This is a genomic window from Clostridium sp., from assembly GCF_036642255.1.
Taxonomy (GTDB): Bacteria; Bacillota; Clostridia; order Clostridiales; family Clostridiaceae; genus Clostridium_J.
Genome location: NZ_JAVWDJ010000051.1, coordinates 1 through 26,138, shown reverse-complemented (window position 1 = coordinate 26,138; position 26,138 = coordinate 1). Strand labels below are relative to the sequence as shown.

Here is a 26,138-nt window from a genome sequence, read left to right as displayed (position 1 = left end):
GTATGGCTGGGATATTTACAGTAATGGCAATAATTTTTATAACAATAAAAGCATTAAATTCGTTTTTTAAAGAGAAAAACTAAAAGTTTTAATTAGGGTTTAGAAAAATGATTTAAATAATAAAAAGAATAAAAAATGTGCCAACATTAAAGTAAATGTTGGCACTATTTTTATACTCTTCTTCTTCCGAATATTAGATCAGCTAGGAAAATTACAACTGAGGCTATTAATAAAAGATGAATAGCTGTTCCAAAAAAGTTAAATATAAATCCAATTAACCATAGTGCAAAAACTATTCCACCAAGCCATCTTAAAAATCCCATATTCATACCTCCTTATGTTACCCTTATACCTTTTGCAAAAGTGAAATTAATTAAAATAAGGGTAATTCTAGTATTTACAATAATAGAATTATTATTACTATTTTTAGGAAGTTTTTAAAAATTAATTTTAGAATACTAAATCCCAGCTAATTTCTAATTGTTTTGAAATCCTTGTATAAGTTAAATCACTGATTTTAATAAAACTAGGTACTATTAATTCTAAGGCAAAACTGAGATCAAATTAAAACCAGAATATGAAAAGTTATAATGAAAATGTTAGTTAGATTCCATTTTATTAAGTATAACCTTTATGTTTTCTAAAGAATTGAAAAAACTGTCAATATCGTTTTTTTCTAGGGAAGAAATTTTTGATTTGAGTTTATCTCTAAATAATTCGAAATTATCTATAGCTACCCTTCTTCCATTTTCCGTAATTGATATATCAATTATTCTTCTATCTTTTGGGTTAGGTGTTCTATGTATTAATCCCTCTTGGTATAATTTATCTATTAGTGGTGTGGTGTTTGGTCGAGATACACATAGAATACTTGATATTTCTGATATTGTAGCTGTTTCTTGTTCTAATAAAAAGTTTAAAATTTGAAAATGATAAGGTGGAATTTCTTTCTTTACCATCTGAAATATGGGTCTTATGAGCTTTTTATTAATTAGTGGTAATATGTATAAAATGTTATCAATAACTAAATCTAAATCTTTGTCTTCCATAAGTTAATCCCCTTATTACTAAATATTCTTTTAAAATTATTGAAAAATCCAGTGTATTAGCTGCTATGATGAAGTTTATTAAGGTATATATTTAAAACTTAAATTAACAGCACAAGTATATTATAAAACCTTTTTACTAAGTTGTAGAAAAAAATAATAAAACTTTACAATAAGTTTATATTTTTGTGCATTTAATTAAAGTTGAATCTTGATTTACGTGAAATGTTAAAAAAATATAGTATTACGCAACTATATTTTATATGACAAAAGACATAATAGGAGATAGACATGTTTATTAATGAAAATATTGTGGAACAAAACAAAAGATTTGGTAATGAAATTAACAAATAATGAAATATATTGTATAATAGTCTTAAAATATTATACAATTGGAGGGCGCAATGAAGCATAAAGTATATATATCAAGCAGAGTATCCAAACAAGTTCAAGAATATATTGGAAGAAGTTGTGATTATACCATGTGGGATAGTGATTCCAAGATTACAAGAGAGGAACTATTAAAAAATATACAGGATGTAGATGGCCTCATAGTATTTGGGCATAAAATAGATGAAGAACTATTAAATGCTGCTCCAAAGTTAAAAGTTGTTAGCAATTTAGCTGTAGGCTATGATAATTTTAATATTCAAGCTATGAAAAAAGGAGGAGTTATTGGCACCAACACTCCATATGTGTTAGATGATACGGTAGCGGATTTGATTTTTGCTCTAATTTTGTCAACATCAAGAAGAATTGTAGAATTAGATAAATATGTTAGACAAGGTAAATGGGATAAGGATATAGATGCAAAGCACTTTGGGTTAGATGTTCATGAAACTACCCTAGGAATTATAGGCATGGGTAACATAGGAGAGGCTGTTGCTGCTAGAGGAAAATTTGGATTTGGAATGGATATTTTATACTATAATAGAACAAGAAAAATCCAGGCAGAGAAAGAGCTTGGAGCAAAATACTGTTCATTAGAAGAAGTTCTGAAAAGATCAGATTTTATAGTATTAATGACTCCATTAACAGAAGAAACAAAAGAACTTATCAGTTATGAACAATTTGATATGATGAAAGAAACTGCAATATTTATAAATGCATCTAGAGGGCAAACTGTGAATGAAGAAGCACTAATCGATGCATTAAATAAGAAGAAAATCTTTGCCGCAGGCCTTGATGTGTTTTATAAAGAGCCAGTAGATGTGAACAATCCGCTTTTACATATGGATAATGTGGTGACACTACCGCATATAGGCTCAGCTACTGCAAAAACTCGTGAAGAGATGGCCATGTTAGCAGCAGAAAATATGATAACAGCCCTAAAGGGTGAAGTGCCACCTACTCTTGTAAAAGATTTTAAATAAATGAAATTTAGGACATGTTAAATGAAATATAGAAAGTAGCAAGGATGTATCCTTGCTACTTTATTTTTATAATGTTTAAGAAATTTTATTTTCCAAACTTCAGTTATGGGGAAAATTTTCCCTTCTAAGTTATTGAATTAATACAATCGATGATTGCTAATCGTAAGTATCTATTTCGATTCCAGCCATCTTCATCAGATATAAAGCGTTCCTTGTATCGCTAACTCCATTTCTAAGCTTATAGTCAAAGAAAATTTTATTATCCTTATAGTACTCTTTAAAGTGATAGTTTTTTATAGAAGAGTTTTCATTATAAATCTCCCCAAGTTCTAAGTCATGTGTGGATACCATACCCAGAGTGTTCTTTTTTATTAATTGATGAATTAATATTTTTGCTCCAAGGTGTCTATCAATGGAGTTAGTACCCTTAAAGATTTCATCTAATAAGAAAAATACTTTCTCCCCTTTATTAGTTAAATCTATTAGAGCTTTAATTCTTAGTATTTCTGCATAAAAAGAAGAAATACTCTCTTCAAGATTATCACTAGTTCGCATACAGGTAAAAATCTTCATTTTACTGCAATAAAACTCTTTGGCGCTTACTTTAGATCCTACATAAGCTAATATGAGGTTTATTCCTATTGTTCGCAACATGGTACTTTTTCCTGCCATATTAGAACCAGTGATGAGTATAATTTTATTTTTTTCATCTATGTTTATGCTGTTGCACACAGCATTTCCTCGTAGAAGGGGATGACCTATATCTACAGCTCGTATTAATAAATCTTCCTTTGTAAGAATAGGAGTAGTCCAATTCGTGTTGTTACGATTAATATTACTTAAGCTTATAAGAGCTTCAAATTCACCTATAATGTCCAACATAGCTTTAATGTTATTACCATATAGTTTTTTAAAGGTTTCTAAGTCATAACATAGTTTGTAATCCCAGAGAAAAAGGATATTTAGAGGAAGATAAAATATATTTCTTCTATCTGAAATTTTACTAACAATCTTATCTAAAAGCTTAATTCCTTCACTTAAGTTTTTATTATCATCTGTTTTAAGTTTCTTTTGAAGAGTAAATAGATAAGAGCTTTTAAATCTTGCCTTCTCTATGTATAAAATCATGTTTGAGTAGCCTTCAATATCTTTTTTAAATTCAAATATCTGTGATAACATCATGTTTCTTTCATTGATTTTATAAACTAATAATAATATGTTTATACTTCCAAGGATCTTAGCTAAAGTAAAAGTGAAATCAGTAACAATTATTGGGAATAGTAAAGACATTACCATTGAGATACTCATGATATAAACTAATGGATTTATAAAAGGCTTTAAAAAGTTTTCATTTACTGAGGAACACCATTGAATTAAAGGATTTGGATCATTAAATTTCTCATCCTTTATCATACCTTCAGCTATAAGTCTTTGGCAAAAGTGGAGGTTAGTGCTTAATTCTTCAATGGCGATTTGTCTTTCTTTAATTGTATCAATAGAAAATTCAATGTTACCGCAAAGTTCATCCTTAAGCCGTATTCTTCCATTAGGAGTAATTGAAGAACAGATTCTTTGAAATAATGAATTTTTACCTAATATATCTAAATCCACAGCATAAGGGTGGTTATCATCCCTTAAATCTATACCATCATCCAAATCTGCATATTGCCCATTTATTCTTTTAATATGAACTTTATTAAGGTAAATGAGAATATCTAATTTGAAAATATGTCTTTTCACCACGGAATGGAGCTTAGATATGTACAAAATTCCTGTGATAAACAATAAAATAGAGGCTATAGTTAAATAATAATTAATAATCTTATATGAAAAAATGAAAATTACAGTACAAAGTAAAAAAAATATTAGTCTCATACCACTATAGTAATTACTTAGTTGTTTTCTTGACTTTTTCACTTTAGAAAATGTCTGGATTCTCTTCTCAAACATAGCTTCCTTGTTTTCTAATTGACCCATAAGTTGCCTCCTAAATGTTTTTTATTTGTTTTTGGTACATAATTTTATATTAGTTCATTGATATGCTACGAAGCTGAAACTCATCAAAGTTGCTTCAAAAATTACCTATTAAAAGATCATAAAAGTATATATTAGAAGAAATTATCTAATGGTACCTCTAGGAGTAGTAAAACAAAGTATATATTTTATAAATTACCATTAATTGTATAAGAATATCTTAAAAATGTAAATAATTAAAGAAAGTAAATTTCTATAAATTTGACATAGGGTCTATAAGAATATAAAATAAATAAGTTAGCATGTATTTGAATTTGGAATACTAGTGATAAGATGCTAAATTGAATATCACAACTAAAACAACAAGGGAAAGATCTAGTACTATTTTGAGTTCATAATTAAGCTTGTGACACTAAAGGAAATTGTTTCTATGGTAGTATTACTATCAATGATTCTGTCACACTGTATTACACAAAACAAACTAGTATGCTCACTGTTATTTTTGGGTGATGATCAATTAAAATTGATATTGATTAACATTATATTTAAGATTTACAGCAACTACTGGAGGAATAAATATGGCAAATACCGTTGAATATAAAAGTCTAAAAGGAAATTATGTTATTGTGGATGTGAGAAGTCCAGGAGAATATAAAGAATCAACTATAAATGGAGCAATTAATATACCATTATTTGATGATGAGGAAAGAGCTACCATTGGAACAATATACACTAGAGAAAGTACGGAAAAAGCAACAAAATTAGGAGTAGAAATTGTCTCGAAAAAGCTTCCTGGGATATATGATAAGGTTCACGAATTAGAGAAAAACTATGACAAGGTAGTTTTGTTTTGCGCTCGCGGAGGAATGAGGAGTGGATCTATTTCAGAACTATTAGGAGCCCTTGGTGCAAGAGTAGAAAGAATTAAGGATGGATATAAGGGATATAGAGCATTTATAAATGAGGAGCTTCCTAAACTTAATGATAGGGTAGAATATGTGGTTCTTCATGGGAATACTGGAGTAGGAAAAACAGAAATTCTCAAGAAAATGAAGGAACATGGATATGATGTACTTGATTTAGAAGGTTGTGCAAATCATAGAGGATCAATTTTGGGGTCTGTGGGGCTTGGGGAAACTACATCCCAAAAGCAGTTTGATTCAAATATTTATGAAGAATTAAAAGCTGTAAAGGGTAAGTACGTATTTGTAGAGGCTGAGAGTAAAAGAATAGGCAGAGTTTCAATTCCTGAATATATTCATAACAAAATGAAAGAAGGAATCCACATATTTGTAGATGCGGATATTGACTTTAGATGTGATCTTATTATAAAAGAATACACAGAAAATGAAAATCATAAAGACGAGATTTGCGATGCTTTACTGAGACTTAAAAAGCATATAAGTGAAAAAAACATAGAACATTATTGTAAACTAGTGAAGAGTGGACAATATAATGAAGTAGTTAATGATTTAATGGTTAAATACTATGACCCACTTTATATGCACAGTTCTGATAAGTACGAATACATCTTAAACATTATGGTAGAAAATATAGAAGCTGCAGCAAAAATTTTAGAAGATTTTATAGATAAGTATAAGGATATTCCGAAAGAATTATGTGATAATTGTGAAGAATAAATGAAAAAAAAGGAAAAACAGAACATTTGTTTCTGTTTTTCTATTTTTTTCTCTTTACTATCTGACAATATAATTATAAAATAAAATCTGTAACTCTTTGATTACGAACTCTGATGATTCTTAGAAGAGAAAAATTAACTATTTAAGTGAGGTTTCAAATGAGCTTGGAAAAAATAAGTTACTTATATTCTTCATGAGATTTATAAAATTAAACTTTTGAAGGAATTAAAACTCTTCCAAAAGTAGTTAAAGTAAAAGGGAATATGGATGATTTAATTAAATTTTATATATGCATCAACTAGGATATGCTTAAATCATGAGGTATTATTAAAGTTGGATGTTATAACAACATGTGTGGGAGGAATAATATGCCGGTTAATTATAACGAAAACAAAAATGTGAGCTATGAAGTTACAGACTTAACTTCCTTGGAAAAACTAGAACCAGTTAGAATTAGGCCAGGAATGTACATAGGATCTACAGGAAGTAAGGGGCTTCATCACTGCATATGGGAAGTTTTAGATAATGCTATTGATGAACTTACTAATGGATATGGTGATAGTGCAGAAATCATTTTAAATAAAGATAAAACCGTTACAATTATTGACAATGGAAGAGGTATACCAACAGGAATACACCCTATAAAGAAAAAGTCAGGTGTAGAGATGGTATATACAGAACTTCATACTGGAGGAAAGTTCAATAATTCTAATTATAAGACTTCTGGAGGACTTCATGGAGTAGGTGCAGCAGTAGTAAATGCACTTTCTGCTTGGTTAGAGGTTGAGGTTTATCAAAAAGGAAGTATTTTTAAACAAAGGTTTGAACACGCCTTTGATAAGGAGTTAAAAAGAAAAATGCCAGGGACTCCTGTAACAGCTCTTGAAGTTGTTGGAACTACAAGAAAAACAGGAACAAAAGTAACATTTATGCCTGATAGTGAAGTTTTTGGTAGCGTAGATTTTAAATTTGATATTATAGATGAAAGACTTAAAGAACTAGCTTTTCAAAATAAAGGGATTACTTTAATTTTAAAAGATTTAAGAAAAGATGAAAAAATAGAAAAAACCTACTATTCTGAAAGAGGACTCTTAGATTTTATTGATTATTTGAATGAGAGCAAAACAGTACTTCATAAAGAGCCAATTTTATTTATTGGAGAAAGAGAAGTAAATGGGATAATGGTTCAAGGGGAAATTTGCGTACAGTTTACTGACTCTACTACTGAGAACATTGCAAGTTATGTAAATAATATACCTACTACAGAATCAGGAACTCATGAGACTGGATTTAAGACTGGTATGACTCGTGCCTTTAAGGAATGGAGTAGAAAGCTTAATCTTGTAAAGGAAAAGGACAAGGAATTCGAAGGAGACGATTTAAGAGAGGGAATGACAGCTATTGTCAAGATAAAAATTAGTAATCCTATGTTTGAAGGACAAACTAAAACAAAGCTTGGTAATGTAGAAGCTTACTCTATGATGAATGACCTTTGTTATACTAAATTCGGTGAATGGATTGAGGATAATAAGGAATTAGCAACAGTTTTAATTAATAATGCACTGTCTGCTGCTGCTAGAAGAGATAAGATTAAGAAGATAAATGAAGCTGAGAGAAAGAAAATAGGAAACGGTACAGCTCCATTAGCGGGTAAAATTGCAGTGTGCACACTAAAGAATCCTGAGTTTACAGAATTTATTGTGGTGGAAGGAGATTCCGCAGGAGGATCAGCAAAACAAGCAAGAGATAGAAGATTTCAAACCATAATGCCTTCTAAAGGAAAAATTATGAACACTGAAAAGCAAAAACTTGAGAATGTATTAGCTAGTGAGGAACTTAAAATATTCAACACTGCTATTGGTACAGGAGTGCTAGATGGTTATAAAGAAGATGAATTAAGATATGGAAAAATAATAATTATGAGTGATGCAGATGTAGATGGGTATCATATTCGTACTTTATGGATGACCTATATATATAGATATATGAGACCACTTATACAAAATGGACATCTATTTTTAGCACTACCTCCACTTTATAAGGTGTATAAGAATACTAAAAATGGAGAGGTAGCGCAATATGCTTATAGCGATGAAGAACTTGAAAAGGTTAAAAAGGAAATTGGTAAGGGTGCTCTTATCCAAAGATATAAGGGACTTGGAGAAATGAACCCTGAGCAGCTTTGGCAAACTACTTTGAATCCAGAAACAAGAACACTTCAAAGGGTAACCATTGAAGATGCAGCAAAGGCAGAAAAAATGATATCTCTACTTATGGGAGATGTGGTAGAACCAAGAAAAAATTATATGTATAAATACGCTGAGTTTTAGGGGGGATAAATATGGCTAAGAAAAAGGATAATATACCTGTAGATAATAATATAATAAATGTTTCTATTGATGAAGCTATGCCAGATAACTACCTTCCTTATGCTGTGGAAGTATCAAAGGATAGAGCCCTTCCAGATGTGAGAGATGGGATGAAACCTGTTCATAGAAGAATATTATATGGAGCTTATATGCTCAAAGCTTTTCCAGATAAGCCATACTACAAATCTGCGAGAATTGTAGGAGATATCTTGGGTAAATATCATCCCCATGGAGATGCCTCAGTGTATGATGCCATGGTAATTTTAGCTCAAGACTTTAGTACTAGAAAACCACTTATTGATGGACATGGTAACTGGGGAAGTATAGATGGAGATAGTGCTGCAGCCATGCGTTATACTGAAGCAAGATTATCTAATATCGCTATGGAAATGCTAAGAGATATTGATAAAGATATAGTTGATATGGTAGACAACTATTCGTCAAGTGAAAAAGAACCCTCAGTACTTCCTTCAAGATATCCTAATCTGTTGGTTAATGGAGCCTTTGGTATTGCTGTAGGACTAGCTACTAATATTCCACCTCATAATTTAGGAGAGGTTATAGACGCATCACTTGCTTATGCAGATAATCCAGAGATTACTACTAAGGAGTTAATGAATCATATAAAGGGACCAGACCTTCCCACAGGTGGTATACTCATAGGGAAAAATGCCTTAGTTGCTGCCTATGAAACAGGAGAAGGAAAGGTAACTTTAAGGGCTAAAACTAAAATAGAAACTTTAGAAAGTGGAAGACTTGGTATAGTAATAACTGAGTTTCCTTACAAGAAGAATAAGGCTAGATTACTTCAAAACATATCCGATATGACTGCTGATAAAAAACATTCTAAAGCACTGGAGAGTATAGCGGATATAAGAGATGAATCAGACAGAAATGGAATAAGAGCTGTAATAGAATTCAAAAAAAATGTTAATGAAGATAGTGCGAATAAGGTATTAAAATATTTATTTAAAAGAACAGAGCTTCAAAGTAATATATCCTTTAATATGGTGGCCCTGGCTGATGGAAAGCCTAGAACCATGGGACTTAAAACACTGCTTCATTTTTATGTGGAACATCAAAAGGAAATTGTAACAAGAAGGACTAAGAAAGAATTAGAAATAGCAGAAAGAAGATTTCATATTGTAGAAGGCTTTATTAAGGCTATAGATATTCTTGATGAGATAATTGCTACTATAAGAGCTTCCAAATCAAAAAAACATGCTGGAGAAAATCTAGTAAATAGTTTTGGTTTTACAGAGGTTCAGGCAGAAGCAATTCTAGAGATGATGCTTTATAGGTTAACAGGTCTTGAAATTAATGTTTTCCAAAAAGAATATAAGGATTTAGAAATTCTAATTAAGAAACTTAAAAAAGTTTTGGACAGCGAAAAAGAACTTTTGAAGGTTATTAAAAAAGAATTACTAGTTATTAAGGAAAGTTATGACGATCCACGTAGAACTGCCATAGTGGAAGATGATAGTGAGGCTAAAATAGAGCTTGAAGAACTTATAGTGGAAGAAGATGTAGTGATTACTCTTTCAAATGAAGGATATATAAAAAGAACTCCGCTTAAAACTTTCAATAGGACATCACAAGATGTAGAGGATATTGACCATAGGGAAGGCGATTTCAACAAATTACTTCTTGAGTCTAATACAAAAAGTACAATTATTTTCTTTACTAACAAAGGAAATATGTATCAAGGAAAGGGCATCGCTATTCCAGAGTTTAAGTGGAAAGAAAGAGGAGAAAAAATAGATACCTTATTCAAAGGGCTGGATTTAAATGAAGAAAGTATTATTTCCGCATATTCTATAGATGATTTTCAGCTAACAAGGGAGATATTATTTTTCACTTCAAAGGGAACAATTAAAAAAACAGAACTTAATAAGTTTTATACAAATTATAGTAAGATTGTAGCTATGAAGTTAAAAGAAAATGAAACACTTGTTAGTGTTGAGTTAATTGAAAGTAGCAGGGAAGCAAAATTCATTAATATTTGGACTAAAAAAGATTTGAATTTCACTGTTGAAGAACCGCAATTAGAAGCTGTTGATAGAACAATAGCAGGGAGTCAGTTATTTAGGCTTAATGCAGAGGATGAAGTGGTGAAAGTTCAATATACTGAAGAATTTTCCTATAAAGAATTCTATGTTACTTTAAATGAAAAAGGAATACTAAGATGTAGTAATAGAAAAAGTAAAGAAAACTTAATCACTATTGCTACCTCTACTAGTGATTTATTATTATTTACATCCAAAGGAAATGTTCATAAGATAAAGGCATTTATGATTCAAAATATAGATAAAAAAGGTTTAGATATTAGAGAAATTTTAGAAGGTTATAGTAAAGAAGATTCTATAATTAGCATGATTTCATTAGTAAATTATAGGGAAACAGAACACCTCTATTTTATTACAGCAAAGGGTATGGTGAAAAAAACTTGTTGCGATGAATTTAGTGGAGAATTTTATTTTGGAACTGCCTGCAAGTTAAAAAGTGAGGAAGATAGGGTGATTTCAGTAAAATTAGAAGAAAAGGAAAGTGACGTAGTAGTTGTATCTAAAAAAGCTATGTGCATTAGATTTTCTAGTAACAGTGTAAATCCTATGGGAAGGAATGCATCAGGAGTTACGGGAATAAGCTTAAAGGATGACGATGAAGTAGTTTTTGGAACTTTAATAAGAGGTGGAGTTGTGACCTCAGATTCTCTAAAAGATCTGTGTGTTGATAAATATGAAGGTACATTAAATTTTGTTACAGTAAGTGGTGGTGAAAAATCTTTAGAGGTAGAATCAATTCCAGTGCAAAATAGAGCTGGAAGAGGAAAAAATATAATGATATTTGTAAATGATGATGAAATAGAAAAAGTTGACTTGTCATAGAAAGTAGAGCTGTTTTCATGAAAAAAACTGTATTGAAAAATGGAATGAAAATAATATATGAAAGAATCCCAGGAAGCATTACATCCTTTACCTTAGGACTAGAAGCAGGGGCAAATGTGGAAAGTCACAGGGAATTTGGACTTGCACATGTAGTAGAGCATATGGTTTTTAAGGGAACAAAATCCAAAACAGAGAGAGAGATTAACAATATTTGTGATGAAGTCTTTGGATTTCATAATGCTATGACCAATTATCCCTACGTAGTGTATTATGGAACTTGTTTAAATGAGGATTTTCAAACAGCCCTTGAGGTTTATAGTGATATAATTATAAACCCAACATTCAGTGAGCTAGGATTTAAGGAAGAAATAAATGTAATTATTGAAGAACTAAAGGAGTGGAGTGAGGATTTAGTTCAACACTGTGAAGACATATTGTTTTTTAATGCCTTTAAGGAAAGAAGGATTAAAGAGCTCATTATAGGAACAGAGGATTTATTAAGAAGTTTTACCACAAAAGATGTTACAAACTTTTACAACAAATATTATATGCCAAGTAATACAGTGATTTCGGTAGTAACCTCACTGGCTTTTGAAGAAATAATTAAAGAAGTTGAAAAACAGTTTAATTCTTGGGGAACAAATGAAATTAAGGCACAAGAGCAATTTAAACTAGTAGATAAACTTCATAGTGAAAATAGATTTGTATCAGAATCTGAGATTAATACCAATCTGACAAATAAAATTACACCACTTTATGAAGACGTTATATCTAAGAAATTTATAAAGGAAATTTCAAATATTAATGGAGCCAAAATTCAATATATCTTTCCTATACACCAGCTTTCCGAAAGAGAGATAGCTCTTTTAAGAATATTTAATGAAGCTTTTGGGGAAGGAACAAGCTCTATTTTATATGATGAAATAAGAACTAATAAAGGTCTAGTATATGATGTATCTGGTAAGATTAAGAATGAAAAGGAAATAAAACTGTATACAATAACCTTAGGGACGTCTAAAGAAAATGTAGAAGATGTATTAAGGATAATTGATGAAAAAATTAATGAAGTAAATAAGGAAACTAAACTATTTTCCCTAAAGAATATTAATAAATTTGTAAAGTCACAAAAACTTAAAAGAACATTAACTCTGGAAAAATCCATTGTATTATCTATGAATATGGCAGTTTACGAAATAATGTATAAAAACAGTGATCTTCTCTTTAATGAATTTGAGTTAATTAAAGATGTCACTGAAGAAGAACTTCTAGGGGTAGTTAGTAAAGTTTTAGTAAATCCTGCAGTACAGTTGATTATTCCTATGGATAAGTAATTGTATAAAGCACATAATATTTTAATTATCATATATTGACATTAAACAATATTCGTATTACAATAAATTAAATTATTAAAGACTATGAAGAGAAGAGTAGAGAGATGTGATTTTTGTACAGAGAGCTTCCGATGCTGAGAAGGAGCGAAAAACTATCTTTTGAAAAAAGCCTCGGAGTTGTGCATTGAACCTATTGAAGGGGATGATGTGACGGGAGCTCCCGTGATAGAGCTAGAGTATAATCTTTTTTTAAAGCCGTACTTGAAAAGGTTGATATGGTGACATATTAATAAACTGGGGTGGTACCACGAAGTTAATAACTCTCGTCCCCAAGACATTGTCTTGGGGGTGAGAGTTTTTTTATTTGTAAAAAATGAGTAAATCAATAACTTGGCATTAGTTTTATATGTTGAAAAGTTATTAAGGGCAAATTGATGGAAATGACAATTAAAATGTAAAGGTGGTATCATTATGTACAGAAATTTAACTAATATTGAAGATTTAACCAATATCATGGAGGATGCAAATGAATTCATGGTGGAAAGAATTAAGAAATTAAATGAATTAATTGATAGAAATATAAATCCATATCCTTATTCTTTTGAAGGTATTACTCATTCAAAATTTATTTTAGAAAACTTTGATAATATCCAAAATGAACAAGCTTTTATTTTAGCAGGTAGGATAATGCTCCAAAGAAGAATGGGAAAGGTAACTTTTTTAAATATTCAAGATCAAGAAGGTAATATTCAAATATACCTACAGGAAGGTACTTTAGGAAAAGAAGAATATGAAATTATAAAATTTTTGGATACAGGAGATATTATTGGAGTTGAAGGTACTGTATTTAAAACAAAAACAGATGAAATTACTATTAAAGCAGAAAAGGTTACAATATTATCAAAATCTATAAGACCATTACCAGAGAAATATCATGGCATACAAGATATGGACTTAAGACAAAGACATAGATCGCTAGATATGATAATGAATGAAGAGGTTAAAGAGAGATTTATAAAACGTTCAAAAGCTATGTATGCTCTTAGAGAATATATGAATAGCATGGGATTTATGGAGATGGAAACTCCAATACTTGATACTAAATATGGTGGAGGAGAAGCAAAGCCTTTTATCACTAATGTAAATGCTCTAAATTCAGAAGTATTTATGAATGTTTCCCCAGAGCTATATTTAAAGAGATTAATGGTTGGAGGAATTGAAAGAGTATACACATTAGGAAGATCATTTAGAAACGAAGGCATTGATAGAACACACTATCCTGAGTTTTCTCTTTTTGAATGTTATATGGCTTATGCAGACTATAATGATATGATGAGACTTATGGAAAATATTTATGAACACGTATTTAATCATGTAAATAATTCAACTAAAGCAGTGTATGATGGCATGGAAATAGATTTTAAAGCTCCATGGAAAAGAGAAAGAATGTGTGATCTTGTGAAAGAGGAAACGAAAATAGATGTAGAATGGCTAAAAAGGGAAGAAATTATTAATCTTATTAAAGAAAAAGAACTACTAATAGAGGCAATTAGTGAAGGATTAAATCTGGAAGAAGCATCGAAAGGTGAGTTGATTATGACATTATTTGAAGAATACTGTGAGTCTAAGCTCCTAGAACCTACTTTTGTAATAGACTTTCCAATTGAGTCTTCGCCACTATGTAAGGTCCACAGAACCAATGTCGAATTAATTGAAAGGTTTGAACCATATGCCTTTGGAGTTGAACTAGGAAATGCATACTCTGAACTAAATGACCCACTTAGACAAAGGGTATTACTTCATGAACAAGCTGATAAACTAAGAGCAGGACTTGAAACTGCAAGCCCTATGGATGAAGAATTTGCAGTAGCTATCGATGTTGGCATGCCACCTGCAGGAGGGTTAGGAATAGGCATAGATAGAATGATAATGTTTTTAACAGGTGCAAGTTCAATTAAAGATGTTATAGCTTTTCCACTAGTAAAAAGGTAGATATACAAAGGCTAAAAATATAATATAATATTAATTAAAAATATAAATTTTTTAAAAAATACAATTTATTTGACGCAAAAGCTAAAACTGACCCCATATGCAGAATCTGCATATGGGGTCGCATGTATTTTAAATTGTATCTAACTACTATTAGGCAAAAATAGGTTGGCAAGTTTAATAGATTTTACACGATATATTAAAAGGTGTTGTTGTGGAGAAATCACAATAGTGCACAAAATAAGTTATCATAGAACACCCAGGGATTTTATCTATAAAGGGGAATTTAACACTTATATTTTATTAATAAGTCTTAAATTTCTGCAAGAATTCTTTTTTAGTGATATTATTAATATTGTATAAGTAATGAATTTTACTTTAGTTATAGGTTTCCTTCATAAAAATCTAATTTAATTATTGCGAAAGATTTAATGGGAATCAATGTTGAATCATATTTAAGTTAAGTGTTGATTTTTATTCTCTAGAGTAGGAACCTTATTTTACAAAATGGGAAAAGGAAATTAGTAGGTGATAAAATGAAAGCAATATGGAATGAAAGACCATGCTCAATGGAAATGTTAAAGCAATTATGTGCAACAACTAAAATAAGTCCAATAACTCTAAGAGTATTATATAATAGAGGAATAAACACTGAGGAAAAAATAAAAAAGTTTCTAGATTCCAACCTTATGGAACTACATAATCCTTTTCTTATGAAGGATATGGACAAAGGCGTTGAAATAGTAAAAAAGTCAATAAATAATAATGAAAAAATAGTTATATATGGGGATTACGATGCTGATGGTGTTACTAGTACTGTAATTTTATATAAGGCACTCACTACATGTGGTGCTAATGTGGATTATTATATTCCTGATAGAGAGCAGGAAGGTTACGGAATGAACCTAGATAGAATAGAGGAGTTGTCAAAGGATAATTGTAATTTGATATTAACCTGTGACAATGGAATTTCGGCAGTGAACGAAGTAAGAAGAGTAAAGGAACTTGGAATGAAGATTGTAGTCACTGACCACCATGAACTTCCTTTTACTGAAGAAGATTATGGTAGAAGCGTTATAATGCCTGAAGCAGATGCAATTATTAATCCTAAAAGACCGGATTGTAATTATCCTTTTAAGTCTTTGTGTGGTGCTGGTATAGCATTTAAATTTGCAACAGCCCTGTATAGCATTATGGGTATAAAGGAAGCCGAAGTATTTAAACTTTTAGAATTTGCAGGGATAGGAACTATTTGCGATGTTGTAGACTTAATGGATGAAAATAGAATCATAGCAAAAGAAGCTCTTAAAATCTTGACCCACTCTGAAAATAAAGGAATCAAAGCACTTAAAGAAGTTATAGGTATAAAAGATGCTGTGAGTTGCTATCACGTAGGATTTAATATAGGACCTTGTATTAATGCTACAGGAAGACTTCAAACAGCAAACTTATCTGTAGATTTATTACTTTCTCAAGATGAAAGCGAAGCAAAGAGTATTGCATCAGAAATTTATAGACTTAATAAAGAAAGACAAGATTTAACTAATAGTAATGTGGAAGCTGTGTGTGAAATTATAGAAAGTTCTTCTTTAAAAAATCATAAGGTTTTAGTAGTTTATAAAAAAGATATGCATGAAAGTATTGCAGGTATAGTGGCAGGAAGGATAAGAGAAAAATACAATGTGCCTACCATCATTCTTACAGAAGGTAAAGAAAGACCAAAGGGTTCAGGAAGATCTATTGATGGATATAATATGTTCGAAGAGATATTAAAATGTAAAGATTTATTATTTAAGTTTGGTGGGCATCCTATGGCAGCAGGACTTTCAATTGATGAATGTAAAATTGATGAGTTTAGAAATCAACTTAATGAAAATTGTATACTAACTAAAGAGGATTTAGTTCCAAAGGTTTTTGTAGATTCTCAATTATCACTTCAATATGTGAACGAACAAGTTGTTAAGGAATTTAAAACTCTTTCTCCTTTTGGAAAGGGAAACCCAACACCAGTACTTATGGCAAAAAACATTAAAATTAAGCAAATTAAATTTTTGGGAAGTGAAAATCAGCATGTAAAAATACTGTTCTATATTCCTAGCACTGCTAAAACCATAGAAGGTGTATATTTTAATAAGGGAGAGTACACTAGAACTTTATTAGAAGAGTGTTATGGTGATAATTATATGATTTTTATAAATGCGCCAAGTGATCTTTATATGGATTTACTATTTGAACCGGATATCAATGAGTTTAATGGACATAGAAACTTACAGTTAAAATTAAAAGATATTAGAATCTTGAAATAGTATTTGATATGGTATTATATTAAATAATGGTTTAGCAAGGCATATTAATAGAAGAATGACACATAATAAAACTAAACTTATAGTGTGTTAGGAGGAATATTATATGTCATTATCAAGAAATCCAAGAGAAAATCTTGAAAAATCCATAGAAGCTTTACAAAATATTCAAAGCTTTTTAGGTGTTAATAATGAATTTGAGGAAAACAAACATTGTAATAAACTAAGTGAAAAATCAATAGAAAATGTAAAGGATATGCGCAACCCATTAGGGTAAATTAAATTTCTAGGTAATTTAATATTCAGTAAACTTAAAGTTAGGATAGGTATATCCACATATATAATTTTAATAGTAAAGCTAGCAAGAGTGATATCCTTGCTAGCTTATTTCTTTAAGTAATATAAGTGAATTTATATTACTTATATAATCAGTTTGTATATGGATTTGTATAGATTAGAATCTATACAAATCCAATATAAGTTTTTAAATTATAGGTTTCTTTCGTAAGATTCAACCATTTTCTTAACCATTTGTCCGCCGATTGATCCAGCTTCTCTTGATGTTAAGTCTCCGTTGTATCCTTCTTTTAAGTTAACTCCTACTTCTCTAGCAGCTTCCATTTTGAATCTGTTTAGTCCTTCTTTAGCTTCTGGAACTAATACTCTGTTTCTGCTTGACATAATAAATTCCTCCTTTATAATTAAAGTTTAATTATTAAAGACTTTACTATGAAACTTTGTAATGTTACTGCTTATGAATCTAGTATAGGGTTTAAATTATAAATTTCTCTCGTAAGATTCAACCATTTTCTTAACCATTTGTCCGCCAACTGATCCAGCTTCTCTTGAAGTTAAGTCTCCATTGTATCCTTCTTTTAAATTAACTCCTACTTCTTTAGCAGCTTCCATTTTAAATCTGTTTAATCCTTCTTTAGCTTCTGGAACTAATACTCGATTACTTCTGTTAGACATATTAAATTCCTCCTTTTTAGTTAAGATTTTTTTAGGTTTAAATATATAATTATATTACTGTGTTCTCACAAATAAATTATCAATAATCAATAAATTAACTCATTTATTTGAATATCTTAATTATTTAAGAGAACTATAGTAATAGAATTAACTAGTTGAAATTTTAAAGTTCTTCTCAATTTTTAACTAGTAAAATTTAACCACTCAAATATGATTTTTTTACTACGTTAGATATAATTCTTAATTTAGTTTTCATTGAACTTGTGTTTGTTTTGCTGTTTGTAATATTATTTTGTCCACCAAGTTCTTTAATATGTGAGAGAATTTATTCCAACATTGGTTATTTATATTCATATTTTTCACATTAAGCATCCATTGAATGTAACTAATTAATAATATGGTGTGTTCGTGGAATATTACATTACCAAAGCTTTTGATAGTACAAATACTAATGATAACTATTTCCTTGCGGCAGAAAAATATATATGAATAGAAAATATTATTATCTCGGGCCCTTGTTATTTTATTTCAAATAACTAAAATTTCCTTGTATGCCTCCTTTTGTTTTGGTACTATTATTTTAGTCTTTGTTTTTTGCAATATTTTGAAGTGCGTTTGTACCATTGCAGAGTAAAGCACATATGTAAACTACTTGACATTGCTTTTTTATGTTTATAAAATTTTAAAAATATAGTAATGTAACTTTAAATTAAAGTTAAGTATATAATATTAATGTAAGATTTTCATATAATGAAATGTTCATTATTTAGGAGGTAACAAATTTTGAATAGCAAGAAAATAATAATGACTGGCGGAGGAACTGCAGGTCATGTGACACCAAATATTGCATTAATGCCAAAGTTAAAAGAGCTTGGATACGAAATTCAGTATATTGGAACTGAGAATGGAATTGAAAGAAAGCTTATTGAAGATGAAAATATAAAATATCATATAATTTCTAGTGGGAAATTAAGAAGATATTTTGATATAAAAAATTTTACAGATCCTTTTAAAGTTGTTAAAGGGGTTTTTGATGCAAAGCGAATACTTAAGGAAGAGAATCCAGACATAGTTTTTTCTAAAGGTGGATTTGTTTCTGTGCCTGTTGTTCTAGGAGCTTTTTTAAATAAGATTCCAGTAATAATCCATGAGTCAGATATTACTCCTGGTTTAGCGAATAAAATTTCAATGCCTTATTGCACAAAAATTTGTGTAACATTTCCAGAGGCATTAAATCATGTAAATAGAAAAAAGGCAGTATTCACAGGTTCTCCTATTAGAAAAGAACTTTTAGAAGGAAGTAAAATAAGAGGGAAAGATATTGCTGGATTTAAAGATGAAAAACCTATTATATTAATAATTGGAGGCAGCTTAGGTTCAAGAGCCATTAATAATGTGGTTAGAGAAGCTCTTAATGAACTTTTAAAAATGTTTAATGTAATTCATGTTTGCGGAAAGGGCAATTTAGATTCTGCTTTAAAAAATAAAAATGGATATGCTCAATTTGACTACGTTAAAGATGAATTACCACACTTAATGGCAGCGGCGGATGTAGTGATATCTAGAGCTGGAGCTAACTTGATTTTTGAACTTCTAGCGCTTAAAAAGCCAACTCTATTAGTACCTCTATCAGCAAAAGCTAGTCGAGGTGATCAAATTTTAAATGCAGAATCCTTTGAAAAACAAGGATTTAGCATGGTGCTTCAAGAAGAAGATTTAAATCCAATAATATTAGATGAAAAGCTAAAAACACTCTACAATGAAAAAGAAAAATATTTAAAGTTCATGAATAAAAGTGAAGTTAAAAATAGTATAGAAAAAATAATTAATATAATAGAACAAAGTAGAAAACATAGAGAAAAGTAACTTTTCTCTATGTTTTTTTACTTAAGACATCTAAGCAAAATAACAAGTTAAGACTTCTCCTGATATTTAATATCAACAATGAAGCTTGCACCCACAAAGAACCTGTTGACATAGCATGAATCAAAATGGCATAGCATACTCACTAGATGTTTTTAAAAGATTTCTATCGGTAGTTTGATAATAAAAGTTTGCTAATTTGGATAGTACTAATAGAAAGTGATTTTCATAAAAGCAGATACAAAATTTTTTTATTTAGTAATTAATTTATATGAAAATAAAAAATACGAAGAGTAAATGCAATGAAGAGGAGTTGAGTGACTGTTGAAGATTAAATTTTTAGGTGGTGCAGAGTGCGTAACGGGTTCTTGTCATCTAGTAACAGTGAATAATCATAATATTATGCTTGATTGTGGCCTATACCAAGGTGGAGATGGAAAAACTAATGAAAATGATAATTTTGAATTTAATCCAGAAGATATTGATATAGTGATTTTATCCCATGCACATATGGACCATAGTGGCAGAATTCCATTACTTTTTAAGAAAGGTTTTAAAGGTAAGGTCTTATGCACAAATGGTACAAAGGATTTATGTAGTAGTATGCTACTTGATTGTGCCCATATATTAACTAATGAAGTGGAGTGGAAGAATAGAAAACGAGCTAGAAAGGGGTTAGATCTCTTAGAGCCCTTGTATCACATAAAAGATGCAGAGCTTAGTTTGAAAAATTTTGAAGGATACAATTATGATGAAGAAATTACACTATTTTCAGATTTAAAATTAATTTTTAGAGATGCAGGACATCTTTTAGGTTCTGCTATATGTGAAATTTTAGTCAATGACTTGGAAAAAGGTGTAAGAAAGTTGGTATATAGTGGGGATATTGGAAATATAAATCTGCCAATACTAAAAGATCCGGCTACTATTTCCCAAGGGGATTTTGTAATAATGGAGACAACTTATGGAAACAAGGAACATAAAAATGTTCAGGAGAACTTAGATGAGTTAATACAAATAATAAAAGATACCTTCAAAGTAGGTGGAAACGTGATAATTCCATCATTTTCAGTAGGAAGAACACAAGAGGTTATATATGTATTAAATAAATATATAGAAAAAGGGGAAATTCCAGAGTGTAAGGTATACATTGATAGCCCTCTAGCAAGCAAAACCACTGAAGTTTTTAAGAGTTATGAAGATTATTTTGATAGAGAAGCAAGGGAATTAATCAAAGATGGTGATAATCCTTTAGAATTTAAAGGACTTTATTTTACTGAGACTGCAGAAGACTCTATGGCCTTAAATGGGGTTAATGGAATAATTATCATTGCAGCTAGCGGAATGTGTGAAGGTGGGAGAGTTGTACACCATTTAAAACATAATTTATGGAAAGAGGAATGCTCAGTTGTTTTTGTTGGATATCAAGCTGAGGGAACCTTGGGAAGAAAAATATTAAATAGAGAAAAAGAAGTAAAAATATTAGGGGAAGAAATTTCTGTAAAAGCAAAAATTTATAACTTAGAAGGTTTATCTGGTCATGGAGATAAAGTGGTATTGTTAAACTGGTTAAAAGGTTTTAAATACAAGCCTTCCCGGGTATTTTTGGTGCATGGTGAAAGTGATAATATAAAATCTTTCAATAGAGAAATAAGTTCAATTGGCTATAATTCCGTGATTCCAAGGAAAAATGAAGAATTTAATTTGTAAGAATAATTAAAAACTTCACAAAGTGTTGCGCTTAAAATGTTAATTTAGGGTTGAAATTTAAAATTTTTGAGTTATAATTTTAATTGTATGTTATGTTAAACTTTGACAACATCAAAAAGTTAAAGTTTACATAAATACAATTGCAATTACGGGTAATATTCTAAAAGTTGTTACTGTTTTCACAATTTAATAACTCACATAAGTGAGTATAAGATTTAAAGAAAGAAGGTTGCTTGCAAATGAGAAAAATGAAAACTATGGATGGAAATACCGCTGCAGCACACGTAGCCTATGCCTACACTGATGTTGCCGCTATATATCCAATAACACCATCATCGCCAATGGCTGAACACTGTGATGAGTGGGCAGCGCAAGGAAGAAAGAATATTTTTGGACAAACTGTAAAAATGATGGAGATGCAATCAGAGGCTGGAGCAGCAGGAGCAGTTCACGGTTCCCTTCAAGCAGGAGCATTAACTACAACTTTTACAGCTTCTCAAGGTCTATTACTAATGATACCTAACATGTACAAAATGGCTGGAGAGTTACTTCCAGGAGTTTTACATGTAAGTGCTAGAGCATTAGCAGCTCAAGCATTATCAATATTTGGAGATCATCAAGACGTAATGGCAGCTAGACAAACTGGATTTGCACTTTTAGCAACTAATAGTGTACAAGAGGTTATGGACCTTGCTCCAGTAGCGCACTTAGCAGCAATCGAAGGAAGAATTCCATTCCTTAACTTCTTTGATGGATTCAGAACTTCTCATGAAACTCAAAAAATACAAGCGTGGGACTATGAAACACTAGGTAAGTTTTTAAATAAAGAAGCTTTAGAAAGATTTAGAAATAATGCTTTAAGCCCAGAGCATCCTGTAACTAGAGGAACAGCTCAAAACCCAGACATATACTTCCAAGCAAGAGAAGCATCAAACCCATTCTACAATGCAATTCCGGAAGTAGTAGAAAAGTACATGGATATGATCAATAAAGAAATAGGTACTGACTATCACCTATTCAACTATTATGGTGCACCAGATGCAGATAGAGTTATAGTTGCAATGGGATCAGTTTGTGATACTATTGAAGACACTATAGATTACTTAACTGCTAATGGAGAAAAAGTAGGATTATTAAAAATACACTTATTTAGACCATTCTCACTTGAACACTTCTTTAAACACATACCAGCAACTGTTAAGAAAATTGCTGTATTAGATAGAACTAAAGAGCCAGGTTCAGCAGGAGAACCATTATACCAAGATATAAGAAATGCTTATTATGACAGAGAAGAAAGACCAGTTATTATAGGTGGAAGATATGGACTTGGATCAAAAGATACAACTCCATCACAAATAGTTACTGTGTTTGATCACTTAAAAGAAGCTTCACTTAAAAATGGATTCACTATTGGTATTGAAGATGACGTTACAAATACATCATTAAAAGTAACAAGAACAATCCAAACTACACCTGAAGGTACAATAGAATGCAAATTCTGGGGATTAGGTTCAGATGGTACTGTTGGAGCTAATAAGAGTGCTATAAAAATCATCGGAGATCATACAAACATGTATGCTCAAGCATACTTTGATTATGACTCTAAGAAATCAGGTGGAATAACAGTTTCTCACTTAAGATTTGGTAAGAAAGCTATAAAAGCACCATACCTAATTAATCATGCTAACTATATAGGATGTCATAATCAATCATATATTTACAAGTATGATGTTTTATCAGGTATAAAAGATAATGGTACATTCCTATTAAACTGTATGTGGAATGCAGAAGAATTAGAGAAAAACTTACCAGCTAAAATGAAGCAGTATATTGCTAACCACAATATAAACTTCTACACAATAGATGCTGTTAAGATTGCAAATGAAGCTGGTCTTGGTGGAAGAATAAACATGGTTTGTCAATCAGCCTTCTTCAAACTTGCTGATATAATTCCAGTAGAAGATGCAGTTAAATACCTAAAAGATGCAGTTGTAACTTCTTATGGTAAAAAAGGTGAGAAGATAGTAGCAATGAACCATGCTGCAATAGATGCAGGAATTAACTCAGTAGTTAAAGTTGAAATTCCTGAAAGCTGGAAAACTGCAACAGATGAAAACTTAGAAGTTAAAAAAGCAAAACCAGAATTCATTGAAAATATCGTAGAAGTAATGAATAGACAAGAAGGAAATAGCCTTCCAGTAAGTGCTTTCCTAGGAATAGAAGATGGTACATTCGAGCACGGAACTGCAGCTTTTGAAAAGAGAGAAATAGCTGTAACTGTACCTGAATGGCAACCAGAAAACTGTATCCAATGTAATCAATGTTCTTATGTGTGTCCACATGCTGTAATAAGACCATTCATTGGAACAGAAGAAGATTACAAAAATGCACCAGAAGGTTTAGTTCACCAAGCTGCAAAAGGTGGAAAAGCTTTCGAAGGCTTAAGATTCCATATTGGAGTTTCAGTTCAAGATTGTACAGGTTGCGGAAACTGTGCTCAAGTATGTCCAGCTAAACAAAAAGCTTTAGTAATGAAGCCATTAGACACTCAAAGAAATGAAATACCAAATTGGGAATTCAGCTTAACATTACCTAAGAGAGAAAATCCAATGAATGTTTCTTCAGTAAAAGGAAGCCAATTTGAGACTCCACTTTTAGAGTTCTCAGGTGCTTGCGCAGGTTGTGGAGAAACTCCATATGCAAAACTTATAACTCAATTATTTGGAGATAGAATGATGATAGCAAACGCAACAGGTTGTTCATCAATCTGGGGAGCAAGTGCACCTGCAACTCCATACACTAAAAATGAATGTGGACAAGGACCAGCTTGGGCTAACTCATTATTCGAAGATAATGCTGAATTTGGCTTAGGTATGTACCTTGGAGTAGCTCAATTAAGAGATAAACTTGCATTATTAGTAGAAACAGCTATAACTGAAGGCGTAAATGAAGAATTAAAAGCTGCATTTACTACTTGGTTAGAAAACAAAGAAAGTGGAGAGGGCTCAAAAGCTGCATCTAAAGTGGTATTACCATTACTTGAAGAGGCAAAAGCTAACTCTGCAACTTTAACTGAAATCTACAAAAACAAAGATTACTTTGTTAAGAGATCACAATGGATATTTGGTGGAGACGGTTGGGCTTACGACATCGGATACGGTGGATTAGACCACGTTCTAGCTAGTGGAGAAGACGTAAATGTATTAGTTATGGATACAGAAGTTTACTCAAACACTGGTGGACAGTCTTCAAAATCTACTCCAACTGCAGCTATAGCTAAGTTTGCTGCTGCTGGTAAACAAACTAAGAAGAAAGACCTTGGAATGATGGCAATGAGCTATGGATATGTTTATGTAGCTCAAATATCAATGGGAGCTGATCAAAACCAAACTCTTAAAGCTATAAGAGAAGCGGAAGCTTACAAAGGACCATCATTAATCATTGCATACGCTCCATGTATTAACCATGGAATTAAAAATGGTATGGGATGTACTCAATTAGAAGCTAAGAGAGCTGTTGAGTCTGGATACTGGGCAATGTACAGATTTAATCCAGAACTTAAAGAGCAAGGAAAGAACCCATTCTCATTAGATTCTAAAGCTCCAACTGCTTCATTTAGAGATTACTTATTAGGAGAAGTTAGATATGCATCTCTAGCAAAAGTATTCCCTGAAGCTGCAGAAGCATTGTTTGAAAAAACAGAAAAAGATGCTATGGATAGATTAGAATCTTACAGAAAACTTGCAGCTCAATAATAGTAATTAAAAGAGGTAGCTTAGGCTACCTCTTTTATGTATGTAATAATGCTAGACTTTGGCAGTTTTCATCAATAAAATTCTTGGAAATCATCATAATATAAGCTTGGAAATTATTCATACATTATAAAGATACCTTAAGGTAACTATATTGAACAAATTGCAAAAAAGAGTTGTCAATTAATATAGTTTTTTTATTGCAAAATTAATTAACATGTATTTTTCTATTGTAGAAGTGTTATCTATTTATATAAGTTTTTTATTAATATCTATATAAATAAAAAATAGAATTATTTTAAAAGAATTTTCAAATAATAAGCTTGCAAGAACAAAAGAATTGAAAAATAAGGAAAGTTAAAATAAAAAATCCCATATATTTGAAAAAAATAGAGGTTTTAATAAAAATTTCTATAAATTTTACCAAAATATAATATAAAAACACTTTTAATATCATAATATTAAGGGTACAATTATAACATACAACTTAAGGAGGTAGTTATTATGGAAGAAAATAAAAACGGTTGTTGCTGTGGCGGAAATGAAACTCATGAGCATGAACATCATCATGGAGAAGGAGATTGTGGATGTGGCTGCGGTTGTGATGACCATGATCATGAAGCGTTAATAGTTGATTTAGAAGACGAAAATGGCAACACTATTCAATGTGAAATAGTGGATGGATTCCTTTTTGAAGAAAATGAATATGCTTTAGTACAAAATCCAGAAGATGGTTCAATATATTTATTTAAAGTTGTTGGTGACGATGAAGTTGGAGAACTTGTTGTTCCAGAAGATGAAGAATATGATGCTGCAAGAGCTTATTATGAGCAGTTAATTGAAAGTGAAGCTGAAGCAAAATAAATGTTTAAGTCTTTTCACTAAGAGTCGTTGTATTGCAGCGACTCTTTTCTATTAAATAATAATA

The 26,138-nt window shown here is 30.8% G+C and carries 17 protein-coding genes and 1 other annotated feature; of the genes, 12 read left to right on the top strand and 5 right to left on the bottom strand.

Annotated elements, in window-relative coordinates:
• Positions 1–170 precede the first annotated feature (170 nt).
• Complete coding sequence (locus tag RR409_RS18050) at positions 171–323, bottom strand: lmo0937 family membrane protein (protein ID WP_332559167.1); 153 nt, start codon at positions 321–323, stop codon at positions 171–173.
• A 276-nt stretch (positions 324–599) separates the two neighbouring features.
• The gene (locus RR409_RS18045; RefSeq protein ID WP_332559166.1) at positions 600–1,049 is read right to left on the bottom strand and encodes a MarR family transcriptional regulator; all 450 of its coding nucleotides are present in this window, start codon (positions 1,047–1,049) and stop codon (positions 600–602) included.
• A gap of 401 nt (positions 1,050–1,450) precedes the next feature.
• On the opposite strand from RR409_RS18045, the gene RR409_RS18040 reads away from it, so the two are divergent.
• A complete protein-coding gene (locus tag RR409_RS18040) occupies positions 1,451–2,419 on the top strand; it encodes a D-glycerate dehydrogenase (protein WP_332559165.1) in 969 nt (322 codons plus the stop codon).
• A gap of 156 nt (positions 2,420–2,575) precedes the next feature.
• Here the strand turns inward: RR409_RS18040 and RR409_RS18035 are convergent, their stop codons facing one another.
• Entirely contained in the window at positions 2,576–4,396 is a 1,821-nt protein-coding gene (locus RR409_RS18035) for a DNA mismatch repair protein (protein WP_332559164.1), read from the bottom strand.
• Between the two features lie 575 nt (positions 4,397–4,971).
• Here RR409_RS18035 and mnmH point away from each other — a divergent pair.
• The 7 genes from mnmH (at position 4,972) to RR409_RS18000 (ending at position 17,190) form a co-directional block, all read left to right on the top strand.
• Positions 4,972–6,033, top strand: coding sequence for a tRNA 2-selenouridine(34) synthase MnmH (gene mnmH, locus RR409_RS18030; protein ID WP_332559163.1), 1,062 nt, complete (start codon positions 4,972–4,974; stop codon positions 6,031–6,033).
• 368 nt (positions 6,034–6,401) lie between these two features.
• Positions 6,402–8,363, top strand: coding sequence for a DNA topoisomerase IV subunit B (locus RR409_RS18025; protein ID WP_332559162.1), 1,962 nt, complete (start codon positions 6,402–6,404; stop codon positions 8,361–8,363).
• 11 nt (positions 8,364–8,374) lie between these two features.
• Entirely contained in the window at positions 8,375–11,290 is a 2,916-nt protein-coding gene (locus RR409_RS18020) for a DNA topoisomerase IV subunit A (RefSeq protein WP_332559161.1), read from the top strand.
• 17 nt (positions 11,291–11,307) lie between these two features.
• Entirely contained in the window at positions 11,308–12,621 is a 1,314-nt protein-coding gene (locus tag RR409_RS18015) for a pitrilysin family protein (RefSeq protein ID WP_332559160.1), read from the top strand.
• A 75-nt stretch (positions 12,622–12,696) separates the two neighbouring features.
• Positions 12,697–12,955: a binding site (T-box leader), on the top strand.
• A gap of 137 nt (positions 12,956–13,092) precedes the next feature.
• Positions 13,093–14,613, top strand: coding sequence for a lysine--tRNA ligase (lysS, locus tag RR409_RS18010; protein ID WP_332559159.1), 1,521 nt, complete (start codon positions 13,093–13,095; stop codon positions 14,611–14,613).
• A 533-nt stretch (positions 14,614–15,146) separates the two neighbouring features.
• A complete protein-coding gene (gene recJ / locus RR409_RS18005; RefSeq protein ID WP_332559158.1) occupies positions 15,147–16,916 on the top strand; it encodes a single-stranded-DNA-specific exonuclease RecJ in 1,770 nt (589 codons plus the stop codon).
• A gap of 103 nt (positions 16,917–17,019) precedes the next feature.
• Positions 17,020–17,190 carry a hypothetical protein gene (locus RR409_RS18000; RefSeq protein ID WP_332559157.1) on the top strand — a complete coding sequence of 57 codons (171 nt, stop codon included), beginning with the start codon at positions 17,020–17,022 and terminating at the stop codon, positions 17,188–17,190.
• A gap of 212 nt (positions 17,191–17,402) precedes the next feature.
• Here the strand turns inward: RR409_RS18000 and RR409_RS17995 are convergent, their stop codons facing one another.
• Together RR409_RS17995 and RR409_RS17990 are read right to left on the bottom strand one after the other, a co-directional pair.
• Entirely contained in the window at positions 17,403–17,594 is a 192-nt protein-coding gene (locus tag RR409_RS17995) for an alpha/beta-type small acid-soluble spore protein (RefSeq protein WP_332559156.1), read from the bottom strand.
• Positions 17,595–17,690: 96 nt separating this feature from the next.
• On the bottom strand, positions 17,691–17,885 hold the full coding sequence (locus RR409_RS17990) for an alpha/beta-type small acid-soluble spore protein (protein ID WP_332559155.1): 195 nt from the start codon (positions 17,883–17,885) through the stop codon (positions 17,691–17,693).
• A 783-nt stretch (positions 17,886–18,668) separates the two neighbouring features.
• Here RR409_RS17990 and RR409_RS17985 point away from each other — a divergent pair.
• The 4 genes from RR409_RS17985 to RR409_RS17970 all read left to right on the top strand — a co-directional run bounded on the left by RR409_RS17985 (position 18,669) and on the right by RR409_RS17970 (position 26,074).
• Entirely contained in the window at positions 18,669–19,751 is a 1,083-nt protein-coding gene (locus tag RR409_RS17985) for an undecaprenyldiphospho-muramoylpentapeptide beta-N-acetylglucosaminyltransferase (RefSeq protein ID WP_332559154.1), read from the top strand.
• A 321-nt stretch (positions 19,752–20,072) separates the two neighbouring features.
• Positions 20,073–21,458 (top strand): MBL fold metallo-hydrolase, encoded by a 1,386-nt coding sequence (locus RR409_RS17980; protein ID WP_332559153.1) that lies wholly within the window; start codon positions 20,073–20,075, stop codon positions 21,456–21,458.
• A 239-nt stretch (positions 21,459–21,697) separates the two neighbouring features.
• On the top strand, positions 21,698–25,213 hold the full coding sequence (gene nifJ / locus RR409_RS17975) for a pyruvate:ferredoxin (flavodoxin) oxidoreductase (protein WP_332559152.1): 3,516 nt from the start codon (positions 21,698–21,700) through the stop codon (positions 25,211–25,213).
• A 501-nt stretch (positions 25,214–25,714) separates the two neighbouring features.
• On the top strand, positions 25,715–26,074 hold the full coding sequence (locus tag RR409_RS17970; protein WP_332559151.1) for a DUF1292 domain-containing protein: 360 nt from the start codon (positions 25,715–25,717) through the stop codon (positions 26,072–26,074).
• Positions 26,075–26,138: the final 64 nt, after the last annotated feature.

What these genes read in the sequence shown, in the direction of transcription:
- RR409_RS18050 (WP_332559167.1), bottom strand. Translation starts at nt 323, where the DNA reads ATGGGATTTTTAAGATGGCTTGGTGGAATAGTTTTTGCACTATGGTTA.
- RR409_RS18045 (WP_332559166.1), bottom strand. Translation starts at nt 1,049, where the DNA reads ATGGAAGACAAAGATTTAGATTTAGTTATTGATAACATTTTATACATA.
- RR409_RS18040 (WP_332559165.1), top strand. Translation starts at nt 1,451, where the DNA reads ATGAAGCATAAAGTATATATATCAAGCAGAGTATCCAAACAAGTTCAA.
- RR409_RS18035 (WP_332559164.1), bottom strand. Translation starts at nt 4,396, where the DNA reads ATGGGTCAATTAGAAAACAAGGAAGCTATGTTTGAGAAGAGAATCCAG.
- mnmH (WP_332559163.1), top strand. Translation starts at nt 4,972, where the DNA reads ATGGCAAATACCGTTGAATATAAAAGTCTAAAAGGAAATTATGTTATT.
- RR409_RS18025 (WP_332559162.1), top strand. Translation starts at nt 6,402, where the DNA reads ATGCCGGTTAATTATAACGAAAACAAAAATGTGAGCTATGAAGTTACA.
- RR409_RS18020 (WP_332559161.1), top strand. Translation starts at nt 8,375, where the DNA reads ATGGCTAAGAAAAAGGATAATATACCTGTAGATAATAATATAATAAAT.
- RR409_RS18015 (WP_332559160.1), top strand. Translation starts at nt 11,308, where the DNA reads ATGAAAAAAACTGTATTGAAAAATGGAATGAAAATAATATATGAAAGA.
- lysS (WP_332559159.1), top strand. Translation starts at nt 13,093, where the DNA reads ATGTACAGAAATTTAACTAATATTGAAGATTTAACCAATATCATGGAG.
- recJ (WP_332559158.1), top strand. Translation starts at nt 15,147, where the DNA reads ATGAAAGCAATATGGAATGAAAGACCATGCTCAATGGAAATGTTAAAG.
- RR409_RS18000 (WP_332559157.1), top strand. Translation starts at nt 17,020, where the DNA reads ATGTCATTATCAAGAAATCCAAGAGAAAATCTTGAAAAATCCATAGAA.
- RR409_RS17995 (WP_332559156.1), bottom strand. Translation starts at nt 17,594, where the DNA reads ATGTCAAGCAGAAACAGAGTATTAGTTCCAGAAGCTAAAGAAGGACTA.
- RR409_RS17990 (WP_332559155.1), bottom strand. Translation starts at nt 17,885, where the DNA reads ATGTCTAACAGAAGTAATCGAGTATTAGTTCCAGAAGCTAAAGAAGGA.
- nifJ (WP_332559152.1), top strand. Translation starts at nt 21,698, where the DNA reads ATGAGAAAAATGAAAACTATGGATGGAAATACCGCTGCAGCACACGTA.
- RR409_RS17970 (WP_332559151.1), top strand. Translation starts at nt 25,715, where the DNA reads ATGGAAGAAAATAAAAACGGTTGTTGCTGTGGCGGAAATGAAACTCAT.